Below are 26,943 nucleotides of genomic sequence, written 5' to 3' on the forward strand. Positions count from 1 at the left end.
ACGCAGCGAGAGGGAATGCAACAACGGCGTCCCGACCGGATGCCGGCCACCTACCGCCGTACGCGCGGAGCCTCCTGGGCTACTTGACCAGCCGGAAGGCGGGGTGCCCGACCCAAGCCCGCAGGAACTCCGCCGTTCCCAGTGCCGCCCAGTCGTCGTCCGCGATCCCCAGCACCCCCGGAAGGCCGGCGACGACCGACGCCTGTCCGTCCAGCAACTCGGCTTTGGCCACGCCCCCGACGACGTCCATGACAGCGGCGGTCAGCAGAGCCGTGGCCACGTGGTCGATCCGGCGATTGCAGCCGGCGCTGACATTGACGGCATGGGTCGGCCTGAAGCCGAGGATGGCCTCCACGTCGGTCTCGTCGGCATGCTCAGCCTCGAAGATGCTCTCGTCGCCGATCCCCGGACCCATCAAGTAGACCAGGAACGGCCGACGCCAGTCCTCCCTCTGCGGATTGAACCCCACCAGGGCCGCGAGCTCCTCGTCCGCGGAGGCATCGCCGAGGAGCGGAAGCGGGAACGGCTTGCGCCAGTCCTCCTCTGGCCGCTCCTCGATGCCCAGTCGTTCCGCGGGCACGTTGACGTCGAAGAACCCGGGCCGCTTCTCGACGAAGCGGGACGAGAGCTCCACCACCAGCGCGCGCAACTCCCGTAGCGCAGCGGGGGCGAGCGGCTCCGCCAACTCGATCACCAACGCCGGTCCAGACATGACCGGAGCCTATGCGGAGCCGGCTGATGTCGTGGACCCCGGCCCTATCGTGCCGGGGTTCGTACCGGGCTTCCGGCGCGGACGTGCTGGGTGAGGAAGAGCGCCGCGCGGTCCAGAGCCTCGTCCGCTTCGTCGAGCATGCCGCCGGCGAACGACTGGAACACGTGGGGAACGCCGGCGGTGACGTCCAGAATGACGTCCACGCCGGCATCCCTTGCGCGTGCGGCAAGGCGGGTGGAGTCGTCCAGCAGGATCTCGTTGGTGCCGACCTGGATCAACATCGGGGGGAATCCGGTCAGGTCGGCGAGGACCGCGGGGCTGAGCAGGGGTTGGTGCGGGTCTGCTCCGGCGAGGTACATGGCCCCGGTGTGCTCCACGGACGCGCGGGTGAAGATCGGGTCGATGCCGTCCTTGGTTTCCATGCTCTCGCCGGTACGGGTGGCGTCGAGGCCCGGGGAGAATGCCACGATGCCGGCGGGCAGGGGCAGGTCGGCGTCGCGGGCGGCGAGGCAGGTGGTGACGGTGAGGCCGCCACCGGCGGAGTCCCCGGCGAACGCAATGGCCGAGGGGGAGATTCCGCTGTCCAGAAGGGCGCGGTAGGCGCTCAGGGTGTCATCGATCGCGGCCGGGAACGGGTGCTCGGGAGCGAGCCGGTAGTCCGCCGAATACGCCTCGAAGCCTGTCTTGGCCACGAGCTGTCCCGTCAGGCACAGGGCGGTTTCCGGTGAGCCGAACACCCAGCCGCCGCCGTGGAAGTACAGGATCGTCCCGGTCTTGGCGCCGTCGGCCGGCTCCACGTGGAGTGCGGGCCGGTCGCCGAGCGTCGTCGGTGTGTTGCGGATGCCGTCGGGTACGACCATCTGGTCCATCAGCGCCCTGAACCCGGCCCTCAGCACCTCGACGGGCTGCGGGCCCTCGGCCCGGGGCCGCCGCAGTATCGCGTCGACCCTGGCTCGCTGCTCCCTGCTCATGCGTCTCCTCCCGCCGAAGTACCTTCCAGTACACTATATGCCATGGCATATAAGTTGGGAGACGGTGTGATCGACCTCGTGAGCTTCTTCGACGACCTGGTCCGGTGCGAGACGCGTCTGTACAACGCCCTCAACGACCGTCTTCGTGAGCGGCACGGGATTGTCACCTCGCAGTTCGAGTTCCTGCGCTTCCTGCGCGACCACCCCGGCGCGCGGGTTGCGGACCTCGCGGCCGAGTTCGCCGTGGGCATCGGTGCGACCAGCAAGAGCGTCGACCGACTGGAGAAGAAGGGATGGGCCGTGCGGCAGCCGAACCCGTCCGACCGCCGCTCCTCCCTGCTGGCCCTCACCCCGGAGGGCACAAGACTCGTCGATGCGGCGGAGACGACCTTCACCGACGCTCTGACCGAGTTCGTCGGAAGCGCGCTCGACAGTTCCTCGGCACCCACCGTCGCGCGCGCACTCGCGAAGTTGCGCTCCGTCCTCCAGGGCGACCAGATCGGCACACCCACAGGGTGACGCCCGGATCCCGGCCCCGGCCCCGGGGTGCTGGTACCTCCCGCTCGCCCGCCGTCACTCGCACCGACGCCACGCAAGGGCAGGAAACAGCCTCCCCGGTGCCGTGCGCGAGGGCCGTTCAGTCCTGCCGCAGCAGCTCCCGCACGACGCCGTCCCAGTACAGGTGATCCCCCTCCGTGCCGGCGGGTACGACCGAGTAGGTCTTGGACAGCCACTCCTCGAACGGGGCGGCCGGGACGCGCAGCATGGCCGTGCCCTCGGTGTCGCTCAGCAGGATCCGGACCGACCCGGCGCCGCGTCGGGGGCGTTCGGGCCAGACGCGCACGTGGCCGATGCCGGACAACCCGCGCAGGCCCGCGTACAGCAGGTCACGTGCGAAGAGCCAGGGCGCGAGCACGTCGGCGCCGTCGGTGAAGTCCATGCGCACGGCGAGCGGATCGGCGGCGTCATAGGTGAAACGGACCGCGACGGGCAGAGCCTGCGTGGCGCTGACGACCAGGTGGATGGTCTGGTCGAGGTGCAGGCGTCCGGTACGCGGGTGGGGGCGCTCGTCGGTCGGGCGCATGGTGCCTCCCAGGGCGGGTGCGAAGTCGGCCGTGCCATGACGAGGTGGGTGCCGCCGCCCGCTCGGGGCTCGGCCACGGCACCCACCTCCCCCGGAACACCGCGATGGAACGCGCCCCGGGACACGTCGCCGGTTGCCCGGACAACGCGGCCGTATGCGGGGCCGTACGAGTGATCTACGCGTCATCCCTCGCTCGCGTCGGCCGACCGGTGCGTCACTCGCCCGGGTACGGGTGGCTTCACCGTGCCTGTCCGGCGTTGCCGGTACGCACATCGCCCCCGCGGGTCCTGAGCGGCACGTCCGTTTCGGTGAGCACGCGGTGTACGAAGCCGTAGGACCGACCGTGTGCCTCGGCTATGGCCCGGATCGACCGGCCCTCCTTGTACTCCCTGGCGAAGACTTCCGCCAGTTCCTTGCGGGCGCCACCGGTGATCCACTTTCCCTTGTGCATTCCCTGGTGCACGAAGATCTCCTTTCCAGAGGCAGGAGTGTGATCACTGGTGCCCACCTCGCCGCCTTCCATGTGGCAGTTGTCTGCCCACCGACTCGGCGGCGCGTCACTACAAGGATCCGCACTCGGCCCCAGTACGAGCGTGCGATCGGCTCCGCTCCCGAACGCCGCAGCCACACCCGGCGCTCGCCACCGCACCCGCGTCCCAGGCCGCTGCGGTTCAGCCCAGCGTGTCCATCAGAGCGGTGACATACGCATCCAGCCGCTCCTCCACGACTTGCGCCGTCAGCTCCGTCCTCCCCGCCTCCCGCCATGAACGCGCCACCGGCCGAACCTCTTCCGAGCACGCCAGTGCATCCCGCACCCGCCAGTACAGCCGGTCGCTCGCGGCCGCGGCAAGCACCCCACCGGCCTCCTCGTACGCCTCGGCGAACCGCTGACCCCACTCCGGGCCGTGCAGCAGCGCGAGATTGGTCGAGCAGTGCGCCACATCGAGATCCGCCGGACCCCACGAGGCCGCCGCCCAGTCGACGACCCCTGTGATCCGGGCGGCCGCCGGCCGTGAGGGCGGCACGTCGAACAGCACGTTGCCGGGCTGGAAGTCCCGGTGCAGGAACCGCCCTTCCCAGGGCGGCGCGGGCTTGCGGATCACGTCGATCGCCGCGGCCCAAGCCGCCGCGTCGGCGCCCTTCGGAACCACGACGGTGTCGGCGGTCGTCAACGTCACGTACTCCCGGGGCCGCTCGGCAGGCCGCAAGGCGTGGATCGCGACGAGTTGACGGGCCAGCAAGGGAACGCGCGTCTCCGCTCCCTCGTCGTCGAGGACCGCGCGGCCCGCCAGATGTGTCATCAGGAGCGACGGAAACTCGCAGTGCGCGGCGGTCGGATCGACGGCGACCAGTTCGGGCGCCGGCACGCCGGTCCCCGCGAGGAAGGCCAGGGCGCCGGCCTCCCTGCTCAGACAGTCCTCGGCGCGCGCCACATAGAACGGGTCGACGAAGGTCCGCAGCACCAGGTCACGGGTACGCCCGTCCCCCGTGCCGATGATGAGCCTGCGCATTTCCGCGGTGATGCCGCCGTACAGCACGACGGTTCCGACGATCCGCTCGCCGGCCTCCAGGTGCCGGCTCACCCAGGCCAGTGTCAACGGCCGGACAACCGCCGCCTCATCGTGGTCGGTCACCGGGCCACCTCAGCATCAGGCCGGCGGCATACGCAAAGGATTTCCTCCTCTCGTGTCAGGGCCGGTTCACCGGGGCGCGCAGGCGTCGTACGCGGGCAGGGGCCGGGCCGGTCGACTCGCGGTCGATGTACGTGGTGTGCAGGGTGTGCCGACGGGGGCGGGCGGTGGCTCCGTTGATGCGGCGGACGAGGATGTCCGCGGCCAGCCCGCCGAGCTCCTGCACGGGCTGGCTGACCACGCTGAGCCGGGGCCGGATGAGTGTGGTCCACTCCGCGTCGTCGAAGCCGATGACCGAGACGTCGCCGGGGATGCGGGCGTCGAGGTCGAGCAGGGCGTCCAGGGTGCCGAGCGTGGCCACGTTGTCGGTGGTGAACAGCGCGGTGGGGCGGTCGGCCGAGGTCATCAGCTCCAGTACGGCCGAGCGTGCCCAGGCCCGGTCGTAGCCGGTGTGCCGGATCAGTTCCGCCGAGCGCGGGATGCCGGCCGCGCGCAGGGCCTGGCGGTAGCCGGCGACGCGTTCCGTGGTCGTCCAGATGTCCGCGCCCGGCGCGAGGCCGGTGCCGTCGTCGTCGGGCATGGCGGAGGTGATCACCGCGATGCGGGTGTGTCCGGCGTCGGTGAACCGGGTCACCGCCGCCTTGACCGCTCCCCGGTTGTCGACGACCACGGTGTCCAGCGCGGCTCCGGTGAGGACACGGTCGAGCAGGACCACCGGGATGCCGGCCGAGACGGCCCGGGCGAGGTGTGCGTCGTCGGTGGCGGCCGGTGCCACCACGAGTCCGTCCACGCGGCGTTCGATGAACAGCTGGACCGCGGCCTTCTCCTTGTCGCTGTCCTCGTCGCTGTTGGCGAGGATGGCCTGCAGTCCCGCCTTGGCCGCGACGTCGGAGATGCCGCGCACCGCGCGGGCGAAGTAGGCGTTCTCCACGTCGGCGACGACCACCCCGAGGGTGTCGGTGCGGCCGCTGATCATGCTGCGGGCCACGGCGTTGGTGCTGTAGCCGAGCTCGGCGGCGGCGGCCAGCACCCGTTCCCGGGTGGCCGCGCTCGCCGAGCCGTACCCGCCGAGGACGCGTGCGGCCGTCGCCTGTCCCACGCCGGCGTGCCGGGCGACGTCCGGGATGGTCACGCGTCGCCGCGGCTGCGCTTCTGGAGGCATGTCCGGCTCTCTCCATGTCGGCCCGGCGAACTCCGGGCAACGGGGCGGTGGAATTCAGCGCCATTCAACCATTGACGCGAGACGTCGGGCCGTGGGTAAGGTACGACCGCGTTGGTAACGTTATCAATCTTCGCCGGAACGCGTCCGCCCGCCGTCTTCCGGACGCCCGTCCCCGCGCCCCGCCGGACGGCCGTCCGCTCCTCTCCCATCCGAACTCCGGAGGTCTCCGCGATGGCAACCGACACCCTTTCGCCGCCACCAGCCGCCGCAGGCCCGGCCATCACCCTCGTCGACGTGGTCAAGGACTTCGGCGGCGCGAGCGACGCAGCGGCGGTGCGCGGGGTGAACCTCGCCATCGCCGAGGGGGAGTTCTTCTCCCTGCTGGGGCCGTCCGGCTGCGGCAAGACCACCACCCTGCGGATGATCGCCGGGTTCGAGGAGCCGAGCAGCGGGCAGATCCTGCTGCACGGCCGGGACATGGTCGGCGTCGCGCCCAACAAGCGGGACATCAACATGGTGTTCCAGTCCTACGCGCTCTTCCCGCACCTGAGCGTCGCGGACAACGTGGCGTTCGGGCTGCGCCGCCGCCGTGTGGCCAGGGACGAGATCCACGACCGGGTCGACCGCATCCTGAGCACCGTCGAACTCGCCGACAAGGCCGACCGGCGGCCCCGGCAGCTCTCCGGCGGCCAGCAGCAGCGCGTGGCCCTGGCACGGGCCCTGGTCAACCGTCCACGCGCCCTGCTCCTGGACGAACCGCTCGGCGCGCTCGACCTGAAGCTGCGCCAGTCCATGCAGCTGGAGCTCAAGCGGATCCAGCGCGAGGTGGGTATCACCTTCGTCTACGTCACCCACGACCAGGCCGAGGCACTGACCATGTCGGACCGGATCGCGGTGATGAACGGCGGCCTGATCGAGCAGGTCGCTTCCCCGCAGGAGGTCTACGAGCGGCCCGCGACCGCGTTCGTCGCCGGCTTCATCGGCACCTCGAACCTGATCAGCGGGCGCCTGACCCGCACCGGCCCCGAGGGCGGGGTGATCGACCTCGGCGACGGACAGCGCATCACCGTCCCGGCGCCCGCCGCGCCCGGCGTCGGATCGAACGTCCAGGTCACCGTACGGCCGGAGAAGATCACCCTCACCGGCGGCCCGGCCGGCGCCGCCAGCCGCGTGCGCGGGACCGTGCGCGAGGTGGTGTACCTGGGCACCTCCACCAGCTACACGGTGACCACGAGCACCGGCGCGGAGATGACCGTCTTCCAGCCCAACGACGGCACCGCCGGCGTGGCACCGGCCCGCGGCGACACCGTCTGGCTGTCCTGGGCCACCGCCCACTCCTACCCGCTCGGCACCGCGCCCACCGCTCCCGCACCCGCCACCGCCGGCCGGGTCACCCCCGACTCCGGTTCCCTCACCCCGAGCTGACGACAGGTCGACCCACCATGCCCCTGCAGCCCACACCCTCCGCGCCGCGGCTGCGCGGACTGACCGAACGCCGCTGCTCCCGGCGCGGTCTGCTGCGCGCCGCGCTCGGCGCCGCCGCCCTGGCCCCGCTCGCCGCGTGCAGCGTGCCGGGCGCCCGCAAGCCCGTACCCCGCACGGCCGCCGAGATAGCCGCCGCCGTCGACGGCTTCTGGACCGGGAGGAAGAAGAAGGGCCGGCTCAGCTTCGCCAACTACACCCAGTACATCGACACCGACCCCGGGGACCAGAGCCGGCACCCCACCCTGGCGGCGTTCACCCGCGCGACCGGCATCAGGATCGCCTACGACGAGGTGATCGACGACAGCGCCTCCTGGTTCGGTAAAATCCAGCCGGAGTTCGCCTCCGGACAGGGCATCGGCTACGACCTCATGGTGGTCGGCGGCGACAGCTACCTCACCAAGTACATCGAACTCGGTTACCTCGCCCCGCTCGACCACAGCCGCCTGCCCCACTTCGCCAGGTACGGCGGGACCGCGTTCAAGAACTCCTCCTTCGACCCCGGCAACGTCTACACCGTGCCCTGGCAGTCCGGCATGACCGGCATCGGCTACGACCCGGCCAAGGTGGGCCGGAAGATCACCAGCTGGCAGGACCTGCTCGACCCGAAGCTCAGCGGCAAGATCGGCATGTGGAACGACGCCGTGCAGATGGGCAACATCGCCCTGCTCGCCATCGGCGTCGACCCGGAGAAGTCCACCCACGCCGACTGGCGCAAAGCCGCCGCCTGGCTGCGCAGGCAGCGCGACGCCGGCCTCGTGCGCTCCTACAGCACCACCACCTACCAGTCCTCCCTGCAACGCGGCGACCTGTACGCCTCGCTGGTGTACTCCGGTGACGTCTTCCAGGCCAACCAGAGCGGTTCACGGCTGGAGTTCGTCATCCCCGACGAGGGCGGACTGCTGTGGACCGACAACCTCTGCATCCCCTCGACGGCCGCCCACCCCGTCGACGCCCTGACCTACATGGACTACGTCTACCGGCCCGAGGTCGCGGCGAGGATCAGCGAGACGGTGCAGTTCGTCAGCCCCGTCCCCGACGCCCGGGCGGTCATCGCGCGCGACGCGGCCGCCGCCACCGGCAAGCGCCGGACCCTGCTCGACTCCCTGAGCACCAGCCCCCTGGTCTTCCCGACCAAGGCCGACGAATCCAAGCTGCGCCACCTGCGGGTGCTCGACGAAGCGGAGGAGAAGCAGTGGAACGCGCTGTTCGAACCGATCTACCAGTCCTGACCCGCCGCCGACGGCGCCCCCGCGCGGCGCTGGCCCCGTATCTGATGGTGCTGCCCGGCTGGCTGTGGCTGGCCGCCTTCTTCGTCACCCCCGTGATCGTCATGGTGTCGCTGTCCCTGCAGACCGGCGACTTCATCGACGGCTTCCGCCAGACCTTCCACTTCCACACCTACGCGGCCGTCGTGGAGACCTATCACGTCCAGCTCGTCCGCTCCCTCCTCTACGGCGCCGCGGCCACCCTCGGCTGCGCCCTCGTGGGTTACCCGGTGGCCTACTGGATCGCCTTCCGGGCCGGCCGGCACAAGTCGGTGTTCCTCTTCCTGCTCCTGCTGCCCTTCTTCGTCTCCTTCGTCATCCGCACCCAGTCCTGGAACGTGGTCCTGGCCGACAACGGCGTCCTGCTCGGCCCGCTCAAGCACCTGGGGCTGCTGCCCGCCGACTTCCACGTGCTGGCCACCCCGTACGCGGTGATCGGCGGACTCACCTACAACTTCCTGCCGTTCATGGTGCTGCCCGTGTACGTGGCCCTGGAGCGGGTGGACGCCAGGGTGATCGAGGCCTCCACCGACCTGTACGCCTCCCGGGCACAGACCTTCTGGCGGGTCGTCCTGCCCCTGTCCCTGCCCGGAGTCTTCGCCGGCGTGCTGCTGACCTTCGTGCCCGCCTCCGCCGACTACGTCAACGCCGGCATCCTCGGCGGCCCCTCGACCACCATGATCGGGAACATCATCCAGACCGAGTACTTCACCAACCTCGACTACCCGGCCGCCGCCGCCCTGTCCTTCGTCCTCATGGGCACCCTGCTGCTCGCCGTGTTCGCCTACGCCCGGGCCCTGGGCACCGAGGACGTGCTGGAGGTGGCCGCGCGATGACCACGCACACCGCCGCCCCCGCCCAGGACACCGCCGCCCGCCGGCAGCGCAGCGGCCGCCGCCCGCGCCGCCGTCCCACGCTCACCGTCTACACGTGGCTGGTGCTGGCCTGGCTGCTGCTGCCGATCGCCGTCATGGTCCTGTTCGGCTTCAACGACACCCACAGCAAGGTGAACTTCACCTGGCAGGGCTTCACCCTCACCTGGTACCGGCACCTGTTCGCCATCCCCAACCTGACCTCCGCGCTCGTCAACAGCCTCACCATCGCGCTGGTCGTCGCGGTGGCCGCCACCCTGCTGGGCACCCCGATCGGCCTGGCCCTGGGCCGCCACCGCTTCCGCGGCCGCGGCTCCGTGGACCTGCTGCTGTTCGCCGCCATCGCCGCCCCCGAAATCGCCCTCGGCGCCGCCCTGCTGTCACTGTTCATCGTCCTCGGCGTGCCCCGCGGCTACGGAACCGTCCTCATCGCCCACGTCGCCTTCTGCATCCCGTACGTCGCCATCACCGTACGGGCCCGCATGGCGGGACACGATCCGACGCTGGAGGAGGCCGCCCGTGACCTCGGAGCCGGACCCTGGACGGCGTTCCGGCTGGTGACCCTGCCGATGCTGCTGCCCGGCGTGGTCTCCGGCGCCCTGCTGTGCTTCGCCCTGTCCATCGACGACTACGTCGTCACCAGCTTCAACGCCGGCCGTACGGTCACCTTCCCGCTGTGGGTGTACAGCGCCAGCCGTACCGGCGTGCCCCCGCAGGTCAACGTGATGGGAACGCTGATCTTCGCCGGCGGCCTGATCATCGCCGGTGCGAACGTGCTGTTCGCCCGGCGCCGCGCGGCCTGACCCCGCCCCGCGCCCCCCAGGACACCGGCCCGGCCACGGCCGGTGCGGACCCAACCCCTCGAAGGAAACCATCACCGTGCTCTCTTTCAACGAAGCCGAGTTCGTCACCCAGACGGAAAGCCTCGTCGCGCTGCGCCCCGGGATCGAGGAGACCGTCGACCGTCTCCTGGACGAGGGGTACGACAACGTCCTCCTCGTGGGCGCCGGCGGCACCTACGCGCAGATGTGGCCCTACGAACACCTGGCCCGGCGCACCTCGGCGCTGCCCGTGCGGGCGGCCATCGCCGCGGAACTGGTCGTCTCCGGCGACACCCGGCTGGGCGAGCGCACCGCCGCCGTCTTCACCTCCGTCTCCGGCACCACCGAGGACAGCATCAAGGCCATCGACTACTGCAAGGAACGCGGCGCGCACACGATCGGCTTCACCGGCCACCCCGACAGCCCCGTCGCCCAGCGGGTCGACACCGCGCTGATCTCGGCGCCCAAGGCGTGGCCGTTCGACGTCCAGATGCTGCTGTTCATGGGCCGGCTGCTGTCCCGGCGCGGGGAGTTCCAGGGCTACGACCGCCTCGCCGGCGAACTCGCCGCCCTGCCGCGCGTCCTGGTGGAGGTCGCCCGCCAGGCCGAGCCGGTGGCCTCCGACTTCGCCGAGGCCCACAAGGACACCGACTACCACTTCCTCATCGGCGGCGGGAACCTGTGGGGGTTCACCTACCTGTACTCCATGTGCATCCTCGAGGAGATGCAGTGGCTGCGCACCACCCGCGTGCACAGCGCCGAGTTCTTCCACGGCTCGCTGGAGCTGCTGGAGGAGGACACCAGTGTGATCCTCTTCCAGGGCGAGGACGAGACCCGCCCGCTCACGGACCGGGCCGAGGCGTTCGCCCGGCGCGTCTCCAAGGACGTCACCGTCTTCGACACCCGCGACTACCCCCTGGACGGCATCAGCCCCGAGTTCCGCGGGCTGCTGGCGCCGCTGGTCATGGACACCGTGATGGACCGGGTCAGCAAACACCTGGAGCGGGTGCGCGACCACTCCCTGGACCTGCGCCGCTACTACCGCGTCATGGACTACTGACCGCGGTCCGCCCCACGCCCGTCCATCCGCACCGAGCGGGCGCCGCGCACCGGCGCGGCGCCCGCGCCCGTTGGAGACTTTGATGAACATCCTCGGCTTCGGCGACAACGTCGTGGACCGTTTCGTGGACCGCGGCATCGACTACCCCGGCGGCAACTGCGTCAACGTCGCCGTCTACGCCCGCCGCCTCGGCCTCGACGCCGCCTATCTGGGGGTGTTCGGCGACGACGACCTCGGCGCCTTCCTCCGTACGGCCGTGGCGGCCCAGGGCGTCACCGTGGAGCACAGCGTGGTGCGCCACGGCGAGTCCGGTGTCTCCACCCTCCATGTACGGGACGGCGACCGGGTCTTCCTCGGCTACAACGGCGGCGGCGTCACCGTACGCGAACCGCTGGTCCTCGACGACGACCTGCTGGCGTACGCGGCGTCGTTCTCGCTCGTGCACTCCAGCGTGTACTCGCGCACCGAAGGCGAACTGCCCAACCTCGCCGCAGCCGGCCCGCTGGTCAGCTTCGACCTCTCCGACGACGAGGAGTTCCGCGCCCCCGCCTACCTCGACCGCGTATGCCCCCACCTCGACCTGGCACTGCTGTCCTGCTCGGACCTGGACGAGACTGCCACCCTGCGTTTGCTGGAGGCGGTGGTGGCACGGGGAGCACGCATGGTCCTGGCCACCCGGGGTCTGGCCGGGGCCACCGTGTACGACGGCCGGACACTGGTGACCGCACCGGCGTACGCGGCGGACACCCGGTCCATGGCCGACACCATGGGCTGCGGCGACGCCTTCCTCGCCGGTTTCGCCGTGTCCCTGCTGAGGGACGGCTGGTCGCGCGGCACCCCGCCGTCCCGCCCCCGTCTCGAACGCGCCCTGGAACACGGCGCGCGGTCGGCCCACGACCAGTGCTTCGTCGAGGCCGCCTTCGGCCACGGCCGCCCCACGCCGGCACCGGCGCCCTCGGCCCCGCAGACACCGGCGGTCCCGGCACCGCTCGACCGGTGAGCACACGGACGAAACAGGGACGCGGTCCGCTCGTCTCAGGTGACCGGGCAGGGGGGTGTGGTGACCAGATGCCCCTGCTGGAGGAGCCGGGCCGGGCAAGGCGATGGCCCGGCGGGAATCGGCCCAACTGCGGTCGACCCCAACCGAGTTGACTCATCAGCGGCCCGCCCGCCGAGGGTCGCTCGAGCCCTAGGCTGCTGCCCCACTCGAGTATCAGCCGGAGGGGAACGTCGCGCCACGGTCCGAACAGCGATCAGGGCTCGTACACGCCTGCTGCCTGGTCGCACGCCACCGCTGTCGCTGCGCCCGCCCGCCCCGGACACAGCCCTGTCCGATCGGCGCCGCACCCGGCGTTCCCGGCTCAGGCGATCGCGACGCTCAGCCGGTGACCGGATCGTTCCGGCCCCGGACCCGATGAGGCCTGTCGCCGCTGCGGCCCCGCCGGTCACGCTGGGGAGCATGACCCGAGCACTGATCGTCATCGACGTCCAGGAGTCCTTCCGCGCCCGCCCGCTGTGGGAGACCATCTCGAACCCGAAGATCGCCGACCACGTCGACCGACTGGTCCGACTCGCCCGCCAGGCCGGGGACCTGGTGGTGTGGGTGCTGCATTCCGAGCCCGGCAGCGGCGATGTCTTCGACCCCGCCCTCGGCCATGTGCGGCTGATGGAGGAGCTGGAGCGCCGGGACACGGAACCGCTGATCCACAAGACCTCGCACAACGCCTTCACCACCACCAACCTGCAGCAACTCCTCACCGAGCGCGGTATCCAGGAGCTCACTGTCTGCGGCATCCGTACCGAGCAGTGCGTCGAGACCACCACCCGCGTCGCGAGCGACCTCGGCTACCGGGTCACCTTCGTCGTCGACGCCACCGCGACGAATCCCATCCCGCACCGTGATGCTCCCGCCGAGCAGAGCGTCGCCGAGCTGCTGGCGGACCCCCGCACCCTGAGCGCCGAGGAGATCATCAGGCGTACCGAGTACGCCCTTGCCGGACGCTTCGCCACCATCGCCACGGTGGGGCAGCTGGAGGCCTCGGCCGGACGTCGGGCATGATGACCGGATAGTGAGCCACATCGTCTTTCTCCTGGTGCCCGGAGTCCATCTGCTGGACCTCGCAGGCCCCGCGCAGGTCTTTTCCACGGCCTCCGACTTCGGGCACCCCTACACACTCAGCTACCTGTCCGAGGAGCCGCTCGTACCCACCGCCCAGGGCCTGCCCCTGGTGGCCGCTCTCGACTGGCCCGAGCTCGGCCCCGAGGACCTGATCGTGGTGCCCGGCTGGCGGGCGCCCACCCTCGCCGGCGGTCCCGCCATCGGCGCGTCCTCCCTGCAGTCTCTGCGGGACCATCACGCAGGGGCGGGACCGTGGCCAGCGTCTGCGCCGGAGCCGAGGCGCTCGGCCAAGCCGGCCTGCTCGACGGCCGCCGCTGCACCACCCACCACGATGTGCAGGACGAGCTCGCACGCCGCTACCCCAGGGCGACGGTCGTTCGCGACGTCCTGTACACCGCCGACGACCGGGTGGTCACCTCGGCCGGAATCGCCAGCGGCATCGACCTGGCCCTGCACCTGATCGCCACCCGGCACGGCCCCGCCGTCGCCGCTCAGGTGGCCCGGGACATGGTCGTCTACGCACGGCGCAACGGCCATGAACCGCAGGCCAGCGCAATGCTCCGGTACCGATCCCACCTCGACGACACGGTCCACCACGCCCAGGACCTGCTCGACGCCCGCTTCGACCAACCGTGGCCCCTGTCCGCTCTGGCATCGGCCGTGGGCGTGAGCGAACGCACCCTGACGCGTCTCTTCACCCGCGCCACCGGCGGCCTGACCCCCCTGCGCTATCAGCAAACCCTGCGTCTCGAACGCGCCGAGCACCTCATCAGCCACGGCGCCACAGTTGATGCCGCCGCCCGCGCGGTCGGTTTCGCGGACCCACGCATGCTGCGCCGCCTGCGAGCGGGCACACGGCGATAGACCGGGGGCTGTGGGCACCTTGCCCTCGGTAGCCGCCGGCGGCTTCGCTAGTCTGCGCCGGTGGCCGATGCTTCGCTGAGATTCACGATCGACGCCGATCACGGGCAGTTCTACATCCAGGACCTAGACCCTTATGAGGCGTGGATCGTCGAACACGCCACGGACCCGGACCTGGCACCCGCCGGCTGGACAGCGGAAGCGGTCCACCTCCACCGCATCGGCGTCGAACCGCACTCGATCTCCGTCGGCACAGCTCGGGACGACATGGTCGAGTCCTTGATCACCGTTCACGCTTCCGCGCCGACGACCGACCCGACGGCGGAGCACATCGTGGAGACCGACCTCGACGCCCCCACCGGTCAGCTCACCCTGTCCAGTCCGGGGACCGATCCTGCAGACGGGCCGCGCCTGACGGTGCCCGCCGGACTGCTACGTGTCCGGGTCTCCTACGTCCCGACCGCACCACCGCCGGTCGCCACCAGTGGAGGTCCCGGTGACCACTTCCTGTACCAGGTGGATCTCTGGCCCGCCGACCGGGCGTACGGACTCGTGATCGTCAAACAGGGGCCGGACATCTGGGCAGGGTAGGTCGCCCCCTGCTCGCCTGCCGGCCGAGCGCGCGGCAGCGCCACCGGCCCCCGAAAAGGGACCCCGTGCGCTGCCCCTCTGGTCCTCGCCGTACCCACTGGCTCACGTCAGCGATGCCGGACGCCTGCCTGGGCGCCGGGGGCGAGGGTCGGTTCGGTGACGGGTACGTCGCCGAGGGCCTGGTCGACCGCGGTCAGCAGGTCGTCGGAGAGCTGCACGCCGGAGGCGGCGGCGTTGGCGTGAACCTGCTCGGGGCGGGAGGCGCCCGTGATGGCGGAGGCGACCTCGGTGCGGCGCAGGACCCAGGCGAGGGCCAGGGTGGGCATGCTCATCCCGGCCTCCTCGGCGATGGGGACGAGGCGCTGGACGGCTTCGAGGGTGGCGTCGTTGTAGACGAGGTCCTTCGAGACCGCCATGTCCGCGGAGGCGAACCGGCTGCCCTCCGGGACCGGCTGCCCCGGCTTGTACTTCCCGGTCAGGACGCCCTGGGCGAGAGGGGACCAGACGATCTGGGAGATGCCGTTGGCCGCGCACAGGCCGAAGACTTCGGCCTCGGGGGCCTGCCAGAGCATGGAGTACTGCGGCTGGGAGGACACGAACAGGTCGGGGCCGGCGATGTCGATCGCGGCCTGGATCTGCTCGGGGGTCCACTCGCTGAAGCCGATGTAGCGGGCCTTGCCCTGCTGGACGACCTTCTGGAACGCCTCGACGGTGTCCTCGATCGGCACGGTGGGGTCGAAGCGGTGCGCCTGGTAGAGGTCGACGTAGTCGGTCTTGAGGCGGGTGAGAGAGGCGTCGATCTGCTTGGCGATCTGCGCGGGGGACAGACCCTGCTCGGCCGGATCGTCCGACATCGGGAAATAGACCTTGGTGGCCAGGATGTAGGAGTCGCGGGGGCGGGCGGAGAGGATCTCGCCCCAGGCCGCCTCGGCGGCTCCTCGCCCGTAGACGTTGGCGGTGTCGAAGAAGTTGATGCCCGCCTCGAACGCCGCCTCCGTACACGCGCGGGTCGCGTCCGCCTCGATGCCGCCGGAGTACGTGAGCCAGGATCCGAGCGAGATCTCCGAGACCTCGAGGTCCGAGCTGCCGAGCTTGCGGTACCGCATGGTTGCTCCCTGTTTCGGTGGGACGGACAGATGCCGACGTGCCGGTCTGCCGGCTGCCGGCCGCGGGTCGAGGCCGAAGGAGTCGGCGTCGGCCGGTTGATCATCGTCGGCAGCAGCATTGTGCCTCCGCCCGGAGCTTCGCGACGGCTCGACCACGCCCGGGCACGCGTCCCTGCGCGGGCCACCGGGTGCGCGTGAGCACAGTCCAGCCCAGCCGGCTCACCGAGCACCCGCGGCCCGAGTGAGGCGACGAACACCGGCGGTCAGAGCCGGCGCCAGCGCGCGTTGCACCAGGAGAAGACACCGAATGCGGCCAGCCCGAGCGCGATCGCGGCGAGCAGCCACGGGCCGGCCGGAAGGTCGCGGAAGGAACGCAGCGTGTCGTCCATGCCCTTCGCCCGGCCGGGCTGGTGGCGGACCGCCGCCGCGACGGCGAATCCGCCGGCCACGGCGAACACGACACCGCGCGCCGCCCCGCCCACCACACCGAAGAGGTCGGTCATCCGCCGGGCCCGCTGGGACATCGCGCTCGTCCGCAGATTCTCGCGGAACTTACGTCGTATGGCCCTTACCGAGATCCACAGACCGGCGACCACCACAACCGCACCGGCGATTCCCACGATCCACTGCCCGCCCGGCCAGCTCAACACCTTGGCGGTGACGTCGTGCGTACGCCGGTCGGAGGAGCCGCTTCCGCTGCCCCGGTCCCCGGCTGCGAAGGACAGCACGGAGAAGGACGCAAGGATGTAGAAGACGCAACGACCAGCCGCCGCCGCACGCTTGGACGGTTTGGCGCCCTTCGGCCCCGCCCCGCCGAACACCGCTTCCGACAGCCGCCACAGCGCCATGCCGGCGAGCGCGGCCCCCACGACCCACAGCAATGCCGCCCCGAAGGGCTTACCGGCCAGCTCCTCGAGGGCGCCACCACGGTCGGCCTGCCGCCCGCCGCCGTCGTCGCCCAGGGCGATCTGCAGGGCGATCACGCCCACGAGGAGGTAGATCAGTCCGCGGGCGGCGAAGCCGGCCCGCGCCGCCACGGCCATCGCCGTACCGTCCGCCGCACGGCGGGCCCGGCCCCGCCCCTTGAGTGCCCATGCCTGTGCATCCATACTTCGCCGATGCCCCGGGCTTCCAACCCGACACCTCGTGCTCGCCACGTCTGCCCTCGCACGGCCCTTCTACCCGGGCGCCATGCGTCTCCTGGGATTTCTGCTGTATCGGCCTCGGCTCAGCGACAGGTGTGTCATCGTGGTGCTGTCCGGCCCGCTGCTTTCCCCCGTAGCAGTGGGCCGGTCTCTTTTTCGTGCATACGCGAGTCCTCCGGGAGACACCTCCAGGAGGACCCACATGGGGCTTGCCTTCCGAACCCCACGTGCGGGTTCCCACCTGGCTGCGTGCATATCGCACGGACACCACGCGGTATGCCGGACGTCTGCGCTGCATCACTGCTCACCCGAGTGGTGCGGGTGACTACGGCGGCTGCGGCCGGCCCGCGCCGATGTCGACACTGGCCTCACAGCGTGCCGGCTGTGCTTCCGGGACCCGCCCGTGCCGTTCACGTCTCGTTGTCCCGCCAGCGGCCGCCCTGGGGGGCGTTGTCGTAGCGGGTGGAGCGGTCGGCGTTGCCCGTGAAGTCGTTGTCGGTGACGCGGCCGCCCTCCCAGTGGCCGTCGGCCGTGATCCACACGGCGTGACTCTGCGTACGCGGCTCCTGGTCGTCCCAGAACCGGTTGCCGTGTACGTGCGGTCGGGTCACCGGCGCCGCGGCGGTGAGACCGGCCCGGGGGGCGGGGGAGTCCGGCAGCCGGTAAGCGGTGCCCGGCGGGGGCGTGCCCTGGCTCCAGGCCGAGTCCGCGCCGGGCCGGCAGGGCGCCAGGACGAGCTCGGTGGCCGTGTTGCGCAGCACCATCGCACTCTGCCCGCCCGCCGTCACCCGCTTGCCCCGATGCCCGTCGACCGGCCAGCCGGCGTGCTCGTCGATCACCGACCGCGCCAGGTACCTCACCCCGTCGCCGCCTCCTGCCGCGTCCGGCGCGGCCCGGCGCCCGTTGTTGCGGAAGCGGTTGCCGAGGAGCGCCGGCTCCCGCAGCCCGGCGTCCACACGGACCCCGTCCAGGGCGTTGCCGCGGATGTCGTTGGACTCCAGCACGACGTCCACGGCCGGTTCCTGGTCGCCGCCCGCGAGATTGTGCTCCCAGTACCCGTACCGCCCGTTGTCGCTGATCCGGTTGCCGCGGAAGGCGTACGGCCCCGGCGTGTTGCCGAACCCGATCCCGTCCCGGACGTTCCCGTCGATGACGCACCCGGTGACGATCCCGCCGCGGCCGCCGATGCCCGAGGTGCCCTGCGCGGACACGTCGAACCCGGCCTCGTGGTTGCCGAGCATCGTGCAGTTCGCCACCAGCAGCCCGTCCGCGCCCCAGTCTGAGATGCCGAACCGGTTGTCCTCCACGTGGCAGGCGGTGATCCGGATGCCCCGCGGCGGCGTCCACTCCTCCTGCTGCAGCTCCAGGAAGATCCCGTTCGTGCCGTTGCCGGTCGCCGTGCACGCCGTCACCGTCAGCCGCTCCACGTTCCCCCAGCCGCCCACCCCGATCCCGATGCCCGCCCCGCCCATCTTCTCGCCGGGATCCTGCGCCCCGCATCGCTCTGCCAGCACCGCCTCGACGACGGTGTCCTGCAGGAAGTCGCAGCCGAAGCCGGTGGCGGCGGCGTCGTGCACATACAGGTCGGTGAAACGGCCGCGGAGCACGTACTGCAGCCCGATGCCCTTGGACAGCGGGTCGTACTCCTTCGTCCGTGCGCCCGAGGCGTCGATCTCGAAGTGTGCGAAGGCGACGTCGGCCAGATGGTTCTCGGGGCCCGCACCGTGCTTCTGCGCGGTGAACCACGCCAGCGGCACCGGATCGGACGGCCGCCCCGGATTGCCCAGCACGAAGCAGGTGGCGCCGCGCCCGGCACCGATCAGCGACACTCCGCTGCGCCACACCACGGGCTGGTCGAGGATCACATAGCGGCCTGGTGGGACCATGATCCGGCGTGGCAGCCCGTCCGTGGCGCAGGCCGCGCCGAGCTCGTCCACCAGGGCGGCGAGCGCCGGCTGGTCGTTGGTGGTGCCGTCGCCGGCCAGTCCGTATGTCTGTGCGTCGACCGTCAGAGGCGTGGACATGGACTCCTCCTCACCGCCGCGGGTGGCTGACGAGTACCGGAGTTCCGCCCCTCGCATGCATGCGCCCGAACTCGGCCACCGGCCGTGTCGGCGGCGCCAGGCGGGGTACTGCGGCGGAGGACCGGCCTCCGTACCCGGAGGCGCATGCAAGGGGACGGGAGACGACATGCGCGCGCGTGGAGAGGACGACCCGGCGTCCGGCGCGGACCGGATCGGTGACGCGGCGAACCGGCTGGCGCAGGACGCCGCGGACCTGGCACGCCGAGAGCTCCGGGCGGTCCAGGACGAGGCCATGGCCGGGCTGCGGAGGCTTACCGTGGGCGGCACGCTGCTCACGGGCGCGGGACTGTGCGGCATTCTGGCCGTCTCGGCGGTGCACGAGACCGTGCTCCGCGCCACCGAGAAGGTGCTGCCCAGGACGCGCGCCGCGGCCCTCCTCGCCGGCCTGTACACCGCGGCCGCCGTGGGCCTGGGCCTGACGGCACGCAACCGGATACGGGCCGCAGCCGAAGCCGCGGCGGAGGCGCTGGAGCGCGGGCATACGACAATGCCCACGACCACGGACGCGCTCGACCGAACGGCCCCGGAGCCCCCACCGGAAAGCCGCCCCAACGACTGACCGAACGGCCGGCCCTCGCTCATTGACTGGCCGGACTGCGCGATCCGCCGGAACAGGTCCGGCCAGGGCCGCTGGTCTTCACTGCCGAATCCGGCGTCCACTGTTTCGTTGGCGCGGACCACTTCTTGGCGAACGCCGCGACGGAAGGCTGCCGGGGGCTGAGACCGCTGGCGCCCACCTACGGATGTGCTGGTTGCCGCACTTCATTGCAGCGCAGCGGTTGGGGCATCGGCTGCCGATTTCGGTTCTCTGCTCAGCAGGCACGAGTTCATGTCGTCGGGATCTCCGATGGTCAGAGCCACCAGCAAGTGCTTATCGTTCCGGTAGAGGGCGAACGGCGTGCCTTCGTTCCGTATGGTGACTTCGAGTTCTACGTCAGTGCCGGACTTGTCGATTTCCCAGGTGCCATCCCCGCTGATCCTGTGCGTGACCTTCCCGTTGAGGTCCGCCTCGGTAGGGATGCCGGTGGCGGACGCCGATCCATCCCGACCCAAAGTCAACGTGGCCTTGCAGTCCGCGGCGTGCCAGGTGCCTATGAGCTGAGAGGCGTGGACGTCCTTCGCGGGCGGATAGCCACCCCATCCCATGCATGCGGAGACCGACAGTGCCATCGGGGCCGAGAACAGCGCCCACTTCCATGCCCGGCCGTTCATCGCCCGCCCCCTTCGTACTGGTGGCGTGATCTTACGCCTCTGACCAGGCTGGACAGCATGCGGTCTGCGCCTCACGACGAGCGTGGGCTGAGCCCGAGAGACCCTCCAAGGCGTGTTCGAATGCCTCGGCGTCTTTGTGCTGTGTGTGGCAATAGGCACGGCGGACACGCCGCGGCGCTCGCGGTGGCGCAGCTGGTCTCCAACGGTTTGTGCAAGCAACTCGCCGAACCGCACCGGAGGCTCAGCGAGTGCTTCTGGCACGACGAGGTGGATGACCACCCTGATTCGTCCTCGATCCCTTCGTCACGGTGGTCCTCGATCGGATGTAGTCCGGTGCCCACACCCAAGCGACCTCGCCACCGGAGCCGCTCTCTGCCTGGCCGCGCCCGGCTCCAGGCACCCCTGCGCCTGCCGCCCCGCCGCCGTCTGCGCAATGGCATGCCGCGGTGAAGACATCGCACAGAGGTGACCTAGTGAACGCACCATCTCGGCATGGCCGGATCTGCCTGTCCGCCGTCCGTTGCTGGCATCGATCCCGCCTGGTGGGCTACGTTGTGCACGATGACTACCGGGACGGCCTTGTGCCACACACGGATCGGTGACCCGGTGCTCCTCTGAGCGCCGTACGGGCCGGTGTCGGCCCGCTGTTGGAGCGAGAATCGAGCGCTGCCGCGCGCGCTCCGCCTCTGCCGTGTTGACCACAGCTCGAAACGTCAACCACGACAGGAGAACTCATGCCCACCAAGTCGCTGCACATTTCCACCGCGGACGGTCAGGCCGACGCCTTCGCCGCGTTCCCCAACGATGGCGGGCGGCACCCGGGGGTGCTGATGTACGCGGACGGCTTCGGAATCCGGCCCGTACTGCGGGAGATGGCCCACGAACTGGCCGGGCACGGATACTACGTGCTCGTCCCCAACCTCTTCTACCGGCACGGCCCGGCACCGGTGATCGAACTTCCCGAGCACATCGGAGAAGAGGCCCGGCCCCAGGTCATGGCCCAGTTGATGCCCTTGATCGAGGCGCACACCGCTGAACGTGTCCTTCGCGACGCCGACGCCTACCTGAGGTTCCTCACCACCCAGCCCGAGGTCGGCGCCGGACCAGTTGCGGTGACCGGCTACTGCATAGGCGGACTCCTGGCGGTGCGTACCGCCGCGGTCCACCCCGGCCAGGTGGCCGCCGTCGCCGCCTTCCACGGACCCGTGGGCGCCGATGGACCCGACCTCCTTTCCCAGCTCACTGCCCAGATCCACTTCGGCCACGCCGAAGGCGACCTGACACCCGAGGCTCTCGGACAGCTCAACCAGGCCTTGGACGCTGCAGGTGTCGGCTACACCTCCGAGATCTACCCCGGCACCGTCCACGGCTTCACGATGTCCGACACCGACGCCTTCAACCCCGCCGCGCTGCAGCGCCATTGGGACCGCCTGCTGTCCCTGCTCGACCGCACTCTGGACAACAGTTGAGGCTCCGGCTCGGAAGCCAAACCCCAACAAGCGTCACCCCGAGCGCACGCGCGGGGCGTGCTGTGGACGGTCAGCCCTCCTCTCTCACCGCCATTTCTCCGAGCAGGGACCAGTCGTCCTGCGGAATCGACGTGTTGATGATGCGCGGGGTTTCGGCGAGGTAGGGCGGCAGCGTCTTCTGGGCCGTCCGGAAATGCGCGGAACCGACGTGCTCCGCGCCGGCCTCGTCGTCGCGGAAGGCTTCCACGAGGACGTACTCGGCCGGGTCGTCGACGCTCCGCGACCAGTCGAACCAGAGACAGCCGGGTTCGGCGCGCGTCGCCCGGGTGAAGTCGGCAGTGATCTGCGGCCAGTGGTCCGCGTGCTCGGGGAGGACGCGGAATTTCGCGGTGATGAAGATCATCTCAGGCTCCTTGATAGCTATGGCCGGTTGCACGGCCGTCGTTCGCACGGCCGTGGTCTGCACGGCCGTAGTCTTCGCAATCCGGCCGCTGCTGAGGGCGCCGACGCGCCGTGGTCGTATGCCTTCCCACGAACACGGCGCGTCAGCCCCTCGGCGGCTCCTCATGCGGGCTGCTCCGTCATACGTCCTGTCCGCAGCGGCAGATCGCCGAGTGCTTGTGAGGCGTACGCAAGGAGGGCCCCTGCGACGAGTGAGATGAGCGTGCTCTGCCAGAGCGCGCCGTTGCCGAAGTAGCAGGCGGCTCCGACGAAGGCGCCGGGGATGAACGGCAGCGGGCTCCAGCGTGCCTGCACGCGCATGCCGAAAGCGCCGACGGTGACGCACACTCCGAGCATCACGGCGGAGCCGGGGGGCAAGGCGGGTGGCCGCCCAGAAGATGAGCCAGCCCCACGGCCGGCCGGTGACATTGGCTGCCAGGGTCTTGCCAGTCCGGCCGCTCCGCCGGCGTCGTAGAAGCAGGCCCACGCGGCGAACCCGACCCAGACGAAGGGGGCTCTGAGCCCGCCCAGCCCTGCGCAGCCGCCCGGACGACATCATGCCCCTCGCCCACCACTTCGCCCGCCGGTACCGCGGACACGGGGTCACCTTCACGCCCGCCGCCGAGCGCGCGCTCACCGCCTACGACTGGCCTGACCGACACCCGTCACCTTCCGGCCGAGGTCTTCACCGGCACCGTCCGGCGCCTGGGTCGCCCTGCAGGAACTCGAACGCGACGAGATCGTGCGCTGCCTGGCCGAACCGGGCATCACCGTGGCGCAGGCCGCGGAGCGACTCGGCATGAGCCGCGCGAGCGTCTACCGCAAAGTGGCGCGATACGGCATCGAGATGCCCGACCGTACGATCCCAAGCAGACCTGACGGTGTGCACCACAGCGCAGGATCGCCGCATCCTTCACCTACGACTGGGACCAGCGCTCCCAGTCGGTGCTCTCGGCATTCCGGACGTCCGACGTGCCTCAACGCTTCGTCGAGGCAACGGAGGGATCCAAGTTTGCACGTGACCGGCTTGCTCGTTGGGCTTCGGAGCAGGGCCGTCAGCTGATCTGTTCGGCCAGGGCGAGGATGATGCCGGACGGGCCGCGGAGGTAGCAGAGGCGGTAGATGTCCTTGTACTGCGCCACCTCGCCGATGAGTTCGGCGCCACGGCGGCGCAGGCGGGCAATGGTGTCGTCGATGTCGTCGACGGCGAACATGACCCGGTGCAGGCCCAGCGTGTTCGGCGGCGGGTTGTGCGCTGAGTCGCCGATCGCCGCGGGGGTGTGGTACTGCGCGAGTTCCAGTTTGCCGTGGCCGTCCGGGGTCCGCATCATCACGATGTCGCTGCGGACTCCGTCGAGACCGACGGACTGATCCGCGAAGAGACCCTCGATCTGCGCCCTGCCTTCGACCTCCATGCCCAGTTCGGTGAAGAAGGCAACGGCGGCGTCCAGGTCCTCGACAACGATGCCGACGTTGTCCATCCGCTGAAGCGTCATGACGGTTCTCCCTCTGCGTTGCGCGGCCCCGTGAGGCCACCGGTATACCGAGGACGGAGCCGGCGGCCCATTCTCGACACCCGGAAACGCGCTGAGTTCCGAAGATCCGCTTCTGGCCCGGCCTTGGGTGCCGGTCCTTGTTCTGCAGTGTGATGCAGGGCGGCGATGTAGCCGAGGCCGGCTTCGTTGACGAGCCTCAGGTGCCTAGTTCTGCAGCGTGCTGGGCGGGTGCGTTGGCTCCAGGCGTGGTGCCGGCGGCAGCGGAGCGGGCGCTTCCGTTTGCGGTGTGGCGCGGAACGCTTCGATCACGTAGGCGGCGAAGCGCCGGGAGGCCGTGATCCGGGTGGCTCGTGGGGCGTCTTGGAGGCCTCGGTGGGCCAGGAGCATGAGGACCAGGTCGTCGACGACGAAGCCGGGGCGCAGCCGGCCGGCCTTCTGGGCGCGGCGCGCGAGTTCGCCGACCGCACGCAGAGCCTGCTGCCGGTCGGCGGCGAAGTCCATGGCCTCGGGGAAGGCGGTCATGAAGGCGTCGGCGAATCCCCGGCTGTGGGCGTGGAGTTCGCAGATCCGCTCGATCAGACTCCGGAATCCGTGCCAGGGGTCCGGGTCCGCAAGGGCGTCGCGGACGGCGGCGCGGCAGGCCCGCCGCTGCTCGGCGAAGGTCTCCGCGATCAGTGCCTGCTTGGTCGGGAAGTGCCGGTACAGCGTGGCGGGGCCGACGCTCGCATGCCGGGCGACCTCGCGCATGGGCGCACTCAGGCCGTCCTCCCCGAAGACCGTGCGGGCGGCGTCCAGGATGCGGGCCCGGTTGTCACGGGCGTCGGAGCGCACGGTCCGAGGCAAAAGGTGGGTCATCGTTTCTCACTTTAGCCAGACGGAATGGGGCGTCCGTTACGGTCCGATGGCGGTGCTGCCCCTCCCGGGCCTGCCCTCCTGGCCTGCCCCTGTATGGCGCCGGTGATGCCCTGGCTGCCGGGGCCGGCTCGACGCAGGGCTGCAGCAGCCGCGACCGTCCCTTCCCCGACCTGAGGAGCAGCGATGAAAGCCGTCGTGATCAGGACGTTCGGAGACCCCGATGGATTGGAGGTGGTCGATGTGCCCGCGCCCGTTCCTGCCCCGGGGCAGGTGAAGATCGCCACAGAGGCGATCGGCGTGGGCGGTGTGGATGCCGTGATTCGCCGGGGAACGCTTGCCGGCTACGGCTTCCGGGAGGGTCATCTCCTGGGCAGCGAGGTCGCGGGAAGGGTCACTGCGGTGGGAGAGGGCGTGGACGCCGCGTGGATCGGGCGGCGGGTGTGGGCGTTCACCGGGTTGTCCGGTGGGTATGCCGAGCAGGCCGTCGCGGCGGTCGAGGACGTCCTTGCGCTGCCCGACGGTGTGACCGAAGCCGACGCCGTGACCCTCGGCGGCTCCGGCGTTGTTGCCCACTTCGCTCTGGAGCGGGCGCGTTTCAAGCCAGGCGAGACGATGCTCGTACGCGGCGCGGCGGGCAGTATCGGGATCACGGCGGTCCAGCTCGCGGCCAGCAACGGTGCGAGCGCGGTGGCGGTCACCACCTCGTCGGCACGGCGTGGTGCCCGGCTGCGGGACCTGGGCGCGACCCATGTCCTCGACCGCTTCGGCGAGGGCGGCGCGGACGCGCTGGCGGGCTTCGACGTGGTGGTCGATGTCGTGGGGGGTCCCCAGCTTCCCCATTTTCTGGACAGACTGAACTCCAACGGGCGGTATGTGGCTGTCGGTGTGGTCGGCGGGCAGCCGCCGGCGGACTTCGGGATGCGGTTGATGGACGCCTTCCGCAGGTCGTTGTCGTTCGCCACTTTCAGCTCGGACACCGTTCCCGGACCCGACCGGCAGGCCGTGCGGTCGTCCCAGTTCGCCGATGTGGCGCACGGCGACCTGCGCACGGTCGTGCACGAGGTGCTGCCCCTGGACCAGGCGGTGCTGGCCCACCGCAAGATGGACGCGGGGGAGGTGTTCGGCAGGGTGGTGCTGGCGCCCTGAGCCCGGCAGGGACCGGGGTTTGCGGCCCGGGTAACCGGTGATCAGCTACCGCCTGCCTGACCGCGCACTTCGCCGGCATCGGCTTCTGTTTGGCGGCTTCGGGGCACGGCGGCCTGGACTCCGTGGGGGTGCCGCCACCACGGCCATGGTGTGGGCTGGCACGCCCGGGACCGCTCGTCCGGTCGCGGCTGGCCTTGCCACGGGCGTATGAGATCTTTCCGGCGTTCTGCGGGGGAGGGGATTCGGTCGAGGTGACCAACACGTACGGCGAGACGGTGACGGCTTGGCCGTCACCGCATGGGGCCCGCATTTCTGCGCAGCTGACTCCGGCTGCTTCCCGCTGATTTGCTCCCTGCGTCGTTGGTCGCGCGTGGTCCGTGGTGCTCGTTGTGGCGGCCGGGCTTTGCAGGCTGCCGTGGGCGGAGGCGTTTTCAACGCTGAGAGGCTGGTTGGGTGGTCGGTGCCGGGGGTGTGGCGCTGCGGTACGTGGAGATGCCGACCGCGAGGAGCCAGTAGCTGAGGAGGGCGCCCATCAGGGCGGTGCTGCCCCAGCCGTTGGCTGCGTAGAAATGGGCTGGGGTGTTGCCGAAGAACAGGGACGGTACGAAGGCCAGGTTGACCGCGGCGAGGAACTGGGCGGAACGGCCGGTCCAGCGGGGGAGCAGGTTGGTCCGGGTGATTGCGTGGCCGGTGGCTGCCAGGAAGAGGGCGAGCAGCAGGCGGCCGGTCGATCCGTAGAGGATGTAGGTGCCGCTGACCGTGATGGTCGGGTCGATGGGGTGGTCGGCGGCGATGACCGCGCCGGCCTCCAGGCTGCTGGAGACCAAGGTGATCGTCGCGTACACCAGACCCGTGGCGAAGGCCGCCGTCCCGATCCACTCACAGGCCGGCTCGACCTGTTTGATCAGTTCCCGCAAGCCGGTGACGAACAAGATCAGTGCCGCCAGCGCGACGATGCCGATGAGCAGCCTGGCCAGCACATTGGAATCCGGCGGCGGGCCGGAGTAGATGAAGTACAGGGGTACTTCGACGATGAAGCCGGCTGCCGCCGCGATGCCGGCCAGTCCCGTCAGGCGCCTGGCGATGGTCTCGTTCATGTGGATCCCCCGATGTCCGTGTGATGCGTGCCGAGGTGGTGGTTCGCTCGTTGCCGAGGACGACCATCCTGCCGCGCACGCGGCTGCCCGTCGCTGGGCCTGGACACCGAAGGGGGGGTGGTCCTAAGGACACCTCCGGGTGGGTGTGGACATCCTGTCGTGGGCGCCTTGCCAGCGGGAGAATGCTGCCTTCGCCACTCACATCGGCATCGGCCACTTCCGGCTCGGCGTCAGACCGCGGGGTTGAGAGGGCGCCGG

Annotated in this window: 28 protein-coding genes and 1 pseudogene; 14 read left to right on the forward strand and 15 right to left on the reverse strand. The window is 70.6% G+C overall.

What is annotated here, in order from left to right; translation table 11 throughout:
- Positions 1 to 79: 79 nt before the first annotated feature.
- Both ACGFZN_RS24565 and ACGFZN_RS24570 read right to left on the reverse strand, forming a co-directional pair.
- Positions 80 to 712 carry a DUF6368 family protein gene (locus tag ACGFZN_RS24565; protein WP_393860628.1) on the reverse strand — a complete coding sequence of 211 codons (633 nt, stop codon included), beginning with the start codon at positions 710 to 712 and terminating at the stop codon, positions 80 to 82.
- A 44-nt stretch (positions 713 to 756) separates the two neighbouring features.
- Positions 757 to 1,683, reverse strand: coding sequence for an alpha/beta hydrolase (locus ACGFZN_RS24570; RefSeq protein ID WP_393860629.1), 927 nt, complete (start codon positions 1,681 to 1,683; stop codon positions 757 to 759).
- Positions 1,684 to 1,725: 42 nt separating this feature from the next.
- On the opposite strand from ACGFZN_RS24570, the gene ACGFZN_RS24575 reads away from it, so the two are divergent.
- On the forward strand, positions 1,726 to 2,202 hold the full coding sequence (locus tag ACGFZN_RS24575; protein WP_393860630.1) for a MarR family winged helix-turn-helix transcriptional regulator: 477 nt from the start codon (positions 1,726 to 1,728) through the stop codon (positions 2,200 to 2,202).
- A gap of 118 nt (positions 2,203 to 2,320) precedes the next feature.
- Here the strand turns inward: ACGFZN_RS24575 and ACGFZN_RS24580 are convergent, their stop codons facing one another.
- From ACGFZN_RS24580 to ACGFZN_RS24595, 4 genes are all read right to left on the reverse strand, one after another.
- Positions 2,321 to 2,767 carry an SsgA family sporulation/cell division regulator gene (locus ACGFZN_RS24580; protein WP_393860631.1) on the reverse strand — a complete coding sequence of 149 codons (447 nt, stop codon included), beginning with the start codon at positions 2,765 to 2,767 and terminating at the stop codon, positions 2,321 to 2,323.
- A gap of 238 nt (positions 2,768 to 3,005) precedes the next feature.
- A complete protein-coding gene (locus ACGFZN_RS24585; RefSeq protein WP_393860786.1) occupies positions 3,006 to 3,218 on the reverse strand; it encodes a helix-turn-helix domain-containing protein in 213 nt (70 codons plus the stop codon).
- Positions 3,219 to 3,438: 220 nt separating this feature from the next.
- Positions 3,439 to 4,401, reverse strand: a complete 963-nt coding sequence (locus ACGFZN_RS24590) for a phosphotransferase family protein (protein ID WP_393860632.1) — start codon at positions 4,399 to 4,401, stop codon at positions 3,439 to 3,441.
- Positions 4,402 to 4,456: 55 nt separating this feature from the next.
- Positions 4,457 to 5,560: a LacI family DNA-binding transcriptional regulator gene (locus ACGFZN_RS24595; RefSeq protein WP_393860633.1), complete on the reverse strand. Its 1,104-nt coding sequence runs from the start codon at positions 5,558 to 5,560 to the stop codon at positions 4,457 to 4,459.
- Between the two features lie 231 nt (positions 5,561 to 5,791).
- Between ACGFZN_RS24595 and ACGFZN_RS24600 the strand changes: the two genes are divergently transcribed.
- From ACGFZN_RS24600 to ACGFZN_RS24640, 9 genes and pseudogenes are all read left to right on the forward strand, one after another.
- Complete coding sequence (locus tag ACGFZN_RS24600) at positions 5,792 to 6,985, forward strand: ABC transporter ATP-binding protein (RefSeq protein WP_393860634.1); 1,194 nt, start codon at positions 5,792 to 5,794, stop codon at positions 6,983 to 6,985.
- Between the two features lie 17 nt (positions 6,986 to 7,002).
- On the forward strand, positions 7,003 to 8,274 hold the full coding sequence (locus ACGFZN_RS24605; protein ID WP_393860635.1) for a spermidine/putrescine ABC transporter substrate-binding protein: 1,272 nt from the start codon (positions 7,003 to 7,005) through the stop codon (positions 8,272 to 8,274).
- The gene (locus ACGFZN_RS24610; protein WP_393860636.1) at positions 8,238 to 9,146 is read left to right on the forward strand and encodes an ABC transporter permease; all 909 of its coding nucleotides are present in this window, start codon (positions 8,238 to 8,240) and stop codon (positions 9,144 to 9,146) included. The genes ACGFZN_RS24605 and ACGFZN_RS24610 overlap by 37 nt, the downstream gene beginning before the upstream one ends.
- Positions 9,143 to 9,985 carry an ABC transporter permease gene (locus tag ACGFZN_RS24615; RefSeq protein ID WP_393860637.1) on the forward strand — a complete coding sequence of 281 codons (843 nt, stop codon included), beginning with the start codon at positions 9,143 to 9,145 and terminating at the stop codon, positions 9,983 to 9,985. The genes ACGFZN_RS24610 and ACGFZN_RS24615 overlap by 4 nt, the downstream gene beginning before the upstream one ends.
- 76 nt (positions 9,986 to 10,061) lie before the next feature.
- Entirely contained in the window at positions 10,062 to 11,063 is a 1,002-nt protein-coding gene (locus ACGFZN_RS24620; RefSeq protein WP_393860638.1) for an SIS domain-containing protein, read from the forward strand.
- A gap of 82 nt (positions 11,064 to 11,145) precedes the next feature.
- Positions 11,146 to 12,063 (forward strand): PfkB family carbohydrate kinase, encoded by a 918-nt coding sequence (locus tag ACGFZN_RS24625; RefSeq protein ID WP_393860639.1) that lies wholly within the window; start codon positions 11,146 to 11,148, stop codon positions 12,061 to 12,063.
- A gap of 459 nt (positions 12,064 to 12,522) precedes the next feature.
- Entirely contained in the window at positions 12,523 to 13,122 is a 600-nt protein-coding gene (locus ACGFZN_RS24630; protein WP_393860640.1) for an isochorismatase family protein, read from the forward strand.
- Between the two features lie 10 nt (positions 13,123 to 13,132).
- A pseudogene (locus ACGFZN_RS24635) lies at positions 13,133 to 14,046 on the forward strand (GlxA family transcriptional regulator).
- A 60-nt stretch (positions 14,047 to 14,106) separates the two neighbouring features.
- Positions 14,107 to 14,634: a hypothetical protein gene (locus ACGFZN_RS24640; protein ID WP_393860641.1), complete on the forward strand. Its 528-nt coding sequence runs from the start codon at positions 14,107 to 14,109 to the stop codon at positions 14,632 to 14,634.
- A gap of 107 nt (positions 14,635 to 14,741) precedes the next feature.
- Here the strand turns inward: ACGFZN_RS24640 and ACGFZN_RS24645 are convergent, their stop codons facing one another.
- The 3 genes from ACGFZN_RS24645 to ACGFZN_RS24655 form a co-directional block, all read right to left on the reverse strand.
- Positions 14,742 to 15,740: an aldo/keto reductase family protein gene (locus ACGFZN_RS24645; RefSeq protein ID WP_393860642.1), complete on the reverse strand. Its 999-nt coding sequence runs from the start codon at positions 15,738 to 15,740 to the stop codon at positions 14,742 to 14,744.
- A 263-nt stretch (positions 15,741 to 16,003) separates the two neighbouring features.
- On the reverse strand, positions 16,004 to 16,849 hold the full coding sequence (locus ACGFZN_RS24650; RefSeq protein WP_393860643.1) for a DUF1206 domain-containing protein: 846 nt from the start codon (positions 16,847 to 16,849) through the stop codon (positions 16,004 to 16,006).
- 446 nt (positions 16,850 to 17,295) lie between these two features.
- Positions 17,296 to 18,909: a right-handed parallel beta-helix repeat-containing protein gene (locus ACGFZN_RS24655; RefSeq protein WP_393860644.1), complete on the reverse strand. Its 1,614-nt coding sequence runs from the start codon at positions 18,907 to 18,909 to the stop codon at positions 17,296 to 17,298.
- A gap of 166 nt (positions 18,910 to 19,075) precedes the next feature.
- Here ACGFZN_RS24655 and ACGFZN_RS24660 point away from each other — a divergent pair, with 166 nt between their 5' ends.
- Positions 19,076 to 19,528 (forward strand): phage holin family protein, encoded by a 453-nt coding sequence (locus tag ACGFZN_RS24660; RefSeq protein WP_393860645.1) that lies wholly within the window; start codon positions 19,076 to 19,078, stop codon positions 19,526 to 19,528.
- Between the two features lie 203 nt (positions 19,529 to 19,731).
- Here ACGFZN_RS24660 and ACGFZN_RS24665 read toward each other — a convergent pair whose 3' ends face one another.
- Entirely contained in the window at positions 19,732 to 20,181 is a 450-nt protein-coding gene (locus ACGFZN_RS24665; RefSeq protein WP_393860646.1) for a hypothetical protein, read from the reverse strand.
- Between the two features lie 734 nt (positions 20,182 to 20,915).
- Between ACGFZN_RS24665 and ACGFZN_RS24670 the strand changes: the two genes are divergently transcribed.
- Positions 20,916 to 21,650: a dienelactone hydrolase family protein gene (locus ACGFZN_RS24670; protein ID WP_393860647.1), complete on the forward strand. Its 735-nt coding sequence runs from the start codon at positions 20,916 to 20,918 to the stop codon at positions 21,648 to 21,650.
- Between the two features lie 70 nt (positions 21,651 to 21,720).
- On the opposite strand, the gene ACGFZN_RS24675 is transcribed toward ACGFZN_RS24670, so the two are convergent.
- Entirely contained in the window at positions 21,721 to 22,053 is a 333-nt protein-coding gene (locus ACGFZN_RS24675; RefSeq protein ID WP_393860787.1) for a putative quinol monooxygenase, read from the reverse strand.
- A gap of 161 nt (positions 22,054 to 22,214) precedes the next feature.
- Positions 22,215 to 22,622: a DUF1097 domain-containing protein gene (locus ACGFZN_RS24680; protein WP_393860788.1), complete on the reverse strand. Its 408-nt coding sequence runs from the start codon at positions 22,620 to 22,622 to the stop codon at positions 22,215 to 22,217.
- Positions 22,623 to 22,863: 241 nt separating this feature from the next.
- Here ACGFZN_RS24680 and ACGFZN_RS24685 point away from each other — a divergent pair, with 241 nt between their 5' ends.
- A complete protein-coding gene (locus ACGFZN_RS24685) occupies positions 22,864 to 23,154 on the forward strand; it encodes a helix-turn-helix domain-containing protein (RefSeq protein ID WP_393860789.1) in 291 nt (96 codons plus the stop codon).
- Here ACGFZN_RS24685 and ACGFZN_RS24690 read toward each other — a convergent pair.
- Both ACGFZN_RS24690 and ACGFZN_RS24695 read right to left on the reverse strand, forming a co-directional pair.
- The gene (locus ACGFZN_RS24690) at positions 23,147 to 23,587 is read right to left on the reverse strand and encodes a VOC family protein (protein WP_393860648.1); all 441 of its coding nucleotides are present in this window, start codon (positions 23,585 to 23,587) and stop codon (positions 23,147 to 23,149) included. The two genes, ACGFZN_RS24685 and ACGFZN_RS24690, sit on opposite strands and share 8 nt — an antisense overlap.
- 204 nt (positions 23,588 to 23,791) lie before the next feature.
- Positions 23,792 to 24,442: a TetR/AcrR family transcriptional regulator gene (locus tag ACGFZN_RS24695; RefSeq protein ID WP_393860649.1), complete on the reverse strand. Its 651-nt coding sequence runs from the start codon at positions 24,440 to 24,442 to the stop codon at positions 23,792 to 23,794.
- Between the two features lie 183 nt (positions 24,443 to 24,625).
- On the opposite strand from ACGFZN_RS24695, the gene ACGFZN_RS24700 reads away from it, so the two are divergent.
- A complete protein-coding gene (locus ACGFZN_RS24700) occupies positions 24,626 to 25,588 on the forward strand; it encodes a zinc-binding dehydrogenase (protein ID WP_393860650.1) in 963 nt (320 codons plus the stop codon).
- Positions 25,589 to 26,019: 431 nt separating this feature from the next.
- On the opposite strand, the gene ACGFZN_RS24705 is transcribed toward ACGFZN_RS24700, so the two are convergent.
- Positions 26,020 to 26,685: a hypothetical protein gene (locus ACGFZN_RS24705; protein ID WP_393860651.1), complete on the reverse strand. Its 666-nt coding sequence runs from the start codon at positions 26,683 to 26,685 to the stop codon at positions 26,020 to 26,022.
- Between the last annotated feature and the right edge of the window lie 258 nt (positions 26,686 to 26,943).

It is taken from the genome of Streptomyces sp. NPDC048192 (assembly GCF_043202415.1).
Lineage (GTDB): Bacteria > Actinomycetota > Actinomycetes > Streptomycetales > Streptomycetaceae > Streptomyces.

Excerpts from the sequence above, each read along its gene's own strand:
- ACGFZN_RS24565 (WP_393860628.1), bottom strand. The coding sequence starts at position 712 with ATGTCTGGACCGGCGTTGGTGATCGAGTTGGCGGAGCCGCTCGCCCCC.
- ACGFZN_RS24570 (WP_393860629.1), bottom strand. The coding sequence starts at position 1,683 with ATGAGCAGGGAGCAGCGAGCCAGGGTCGACGCGATACTGCGGCGGCCC.
- ACGFZN_RS24575 (WP_393860630.1), top strand. The coding sequence starts at position 1,726 with ATGGCATATAAGTTGGGAGACGGTGTGATCGACCTCGTGAGCTTCTTC.
- ACGFZN_RS24580 (WP_393860631.1), bottom strand. The coding sequence starts at position 2,767 with ATGCGCCCGACCGACGAGCGCCCCCACCCGCGTACCGGACGCCTGCAC.
- ACGFZN_RS24585 (WP_393860786.1), bottom strand. The coding sequence starts at position 3,218 with ATGCACAAGGGAAAGTGGATCACCGGTGGCGCCCGCAAGGAACTGGCG.
- ACGFZN_RS24595 (WP_393860633.1), bottom strand. The coding sequence starts at position 5,560 with ATGCCTCCAGAAGCGCAGCCGCGGCGACGCGTGACCATCCCGGACGTC.
- ACGFZN_RS24600 (WP_393860634.1), top strand. The coding sequence starts at position 5,792 with ATGGCAACCGACACCCTTTCGCCGCCACCAGCCGCCGCAGGCCCGGCC.
- ACGFZN_RS24605 (WP_393860635.1), top strand. The coding sequence starts at position 7,003 with ATGCCCCTGCAGCCCACACCCTCCGCGCCGCGGCTGCGCGGACTGACC.
- ACGFZN_RS24615 (WP_393860637.1), top strand. The coding sequence starts at position 9,143 with ATGACCACGCACACCGCCGCCCCCGCCCAGGACACCGCCGCCCGCCGG.
- ACGFZN_RS24625 (WP_393860639.1), top strand. The coding sequence starts at position 11,146 with ATGAACATCCTCGGCTTCGGCGACAACGTCGTGGACCGTTTCGTGGAC.
- ACGFZN_RS24630 (WP_393860640.1), top strand. The coding sequence starts at position 12,523 with ATGACCCGAGCACTGATCGTCATCGACGTCCAGGAGTCCTTCCGCGCC.
- ACGFZN_RS24645 (WP_393860642.1), bottom strand. The coding sequence starts at position 15,740 with ATGCGGTACCGCAAGCTCGGCAGCTCGGACCTCGAGGTCTCGGAGATC.
- ACGFZN_RS24650 (WP_393860643.1), bottom strand. The coding sequence starts at position 16,849 with ATGGATGCACAGGCATGGGCACTCAAGGGGCGGGGCCGGGCCCGCCGT.
- ACGFZN_RS24655 (WP_393860644.1), bottom strand. The coding sequence starts at position 18,909 with ATGTCCACGCCTCTGACGGTCGACGCACAGACATACGGACTGGCCGGC.
- ACGFZN_RS24660 (WP_393860645.1), top strand. The coding sequence starts at position 19,076 with ATGCGCGCGCGTGGAGAGGACGACCCGGCGTCCGGCGCGGACCGGATC.
- ACGFZN_RS24665 (WP_393860646.1), bottom strand. The coding sequence starts at position 20,181 with ATGAACGGCCGGGCATGGAAGTGGGCGCTGTTCTCGGCCCCGATGGCA.
- ACGFZN_RS24670 (WP_393860647.1), top strand. The coding sequence starts at position 20,916 with ATGCCCACCAAGTCGCTGCACATTTCCACCGCGGACGGTCAGGCCGAC.
- ACGFZN_RS24675 (WP_393860787.1), bottom strand. The coding sequence starts at position 22,053 with ATGATCTTCATCACCGCGAAATTCCGCGTCCTCCCCGAGCACGCGGAC.
- ACGFZN_RS24690 (WP_393860648.1), bottom strand. The coding sequence starts at position 23,587 with ATGACGCTTCAGCGGATGGACAACGTCGGCATCGTTGTCGAGGACCTG.
- ACGFZN_RS24695 (WP_393860649.1), bottom strand. The coding sequence starts at position 24,442 with ATGACCCACCTTTTGCCTCGGACCGTGCGCTCCGACGCCCGTGACAAC.
- ACGFZN_RS24700 (WP_393860650.1), top strand. The coding sequence starts at position 24,626 with ATGAAAGCCGTCGTGATCAGGACGTTCGGAGACCCCGATGGATTGGAG.
- ACGFZN_RS24705 (WP_393860651.1), bottom strand. The coding sequence starts at position 26,685 with ATGAACGAGACCATCGCCAGGCGCCTGACGGGACTGGCCGGCATCGCG.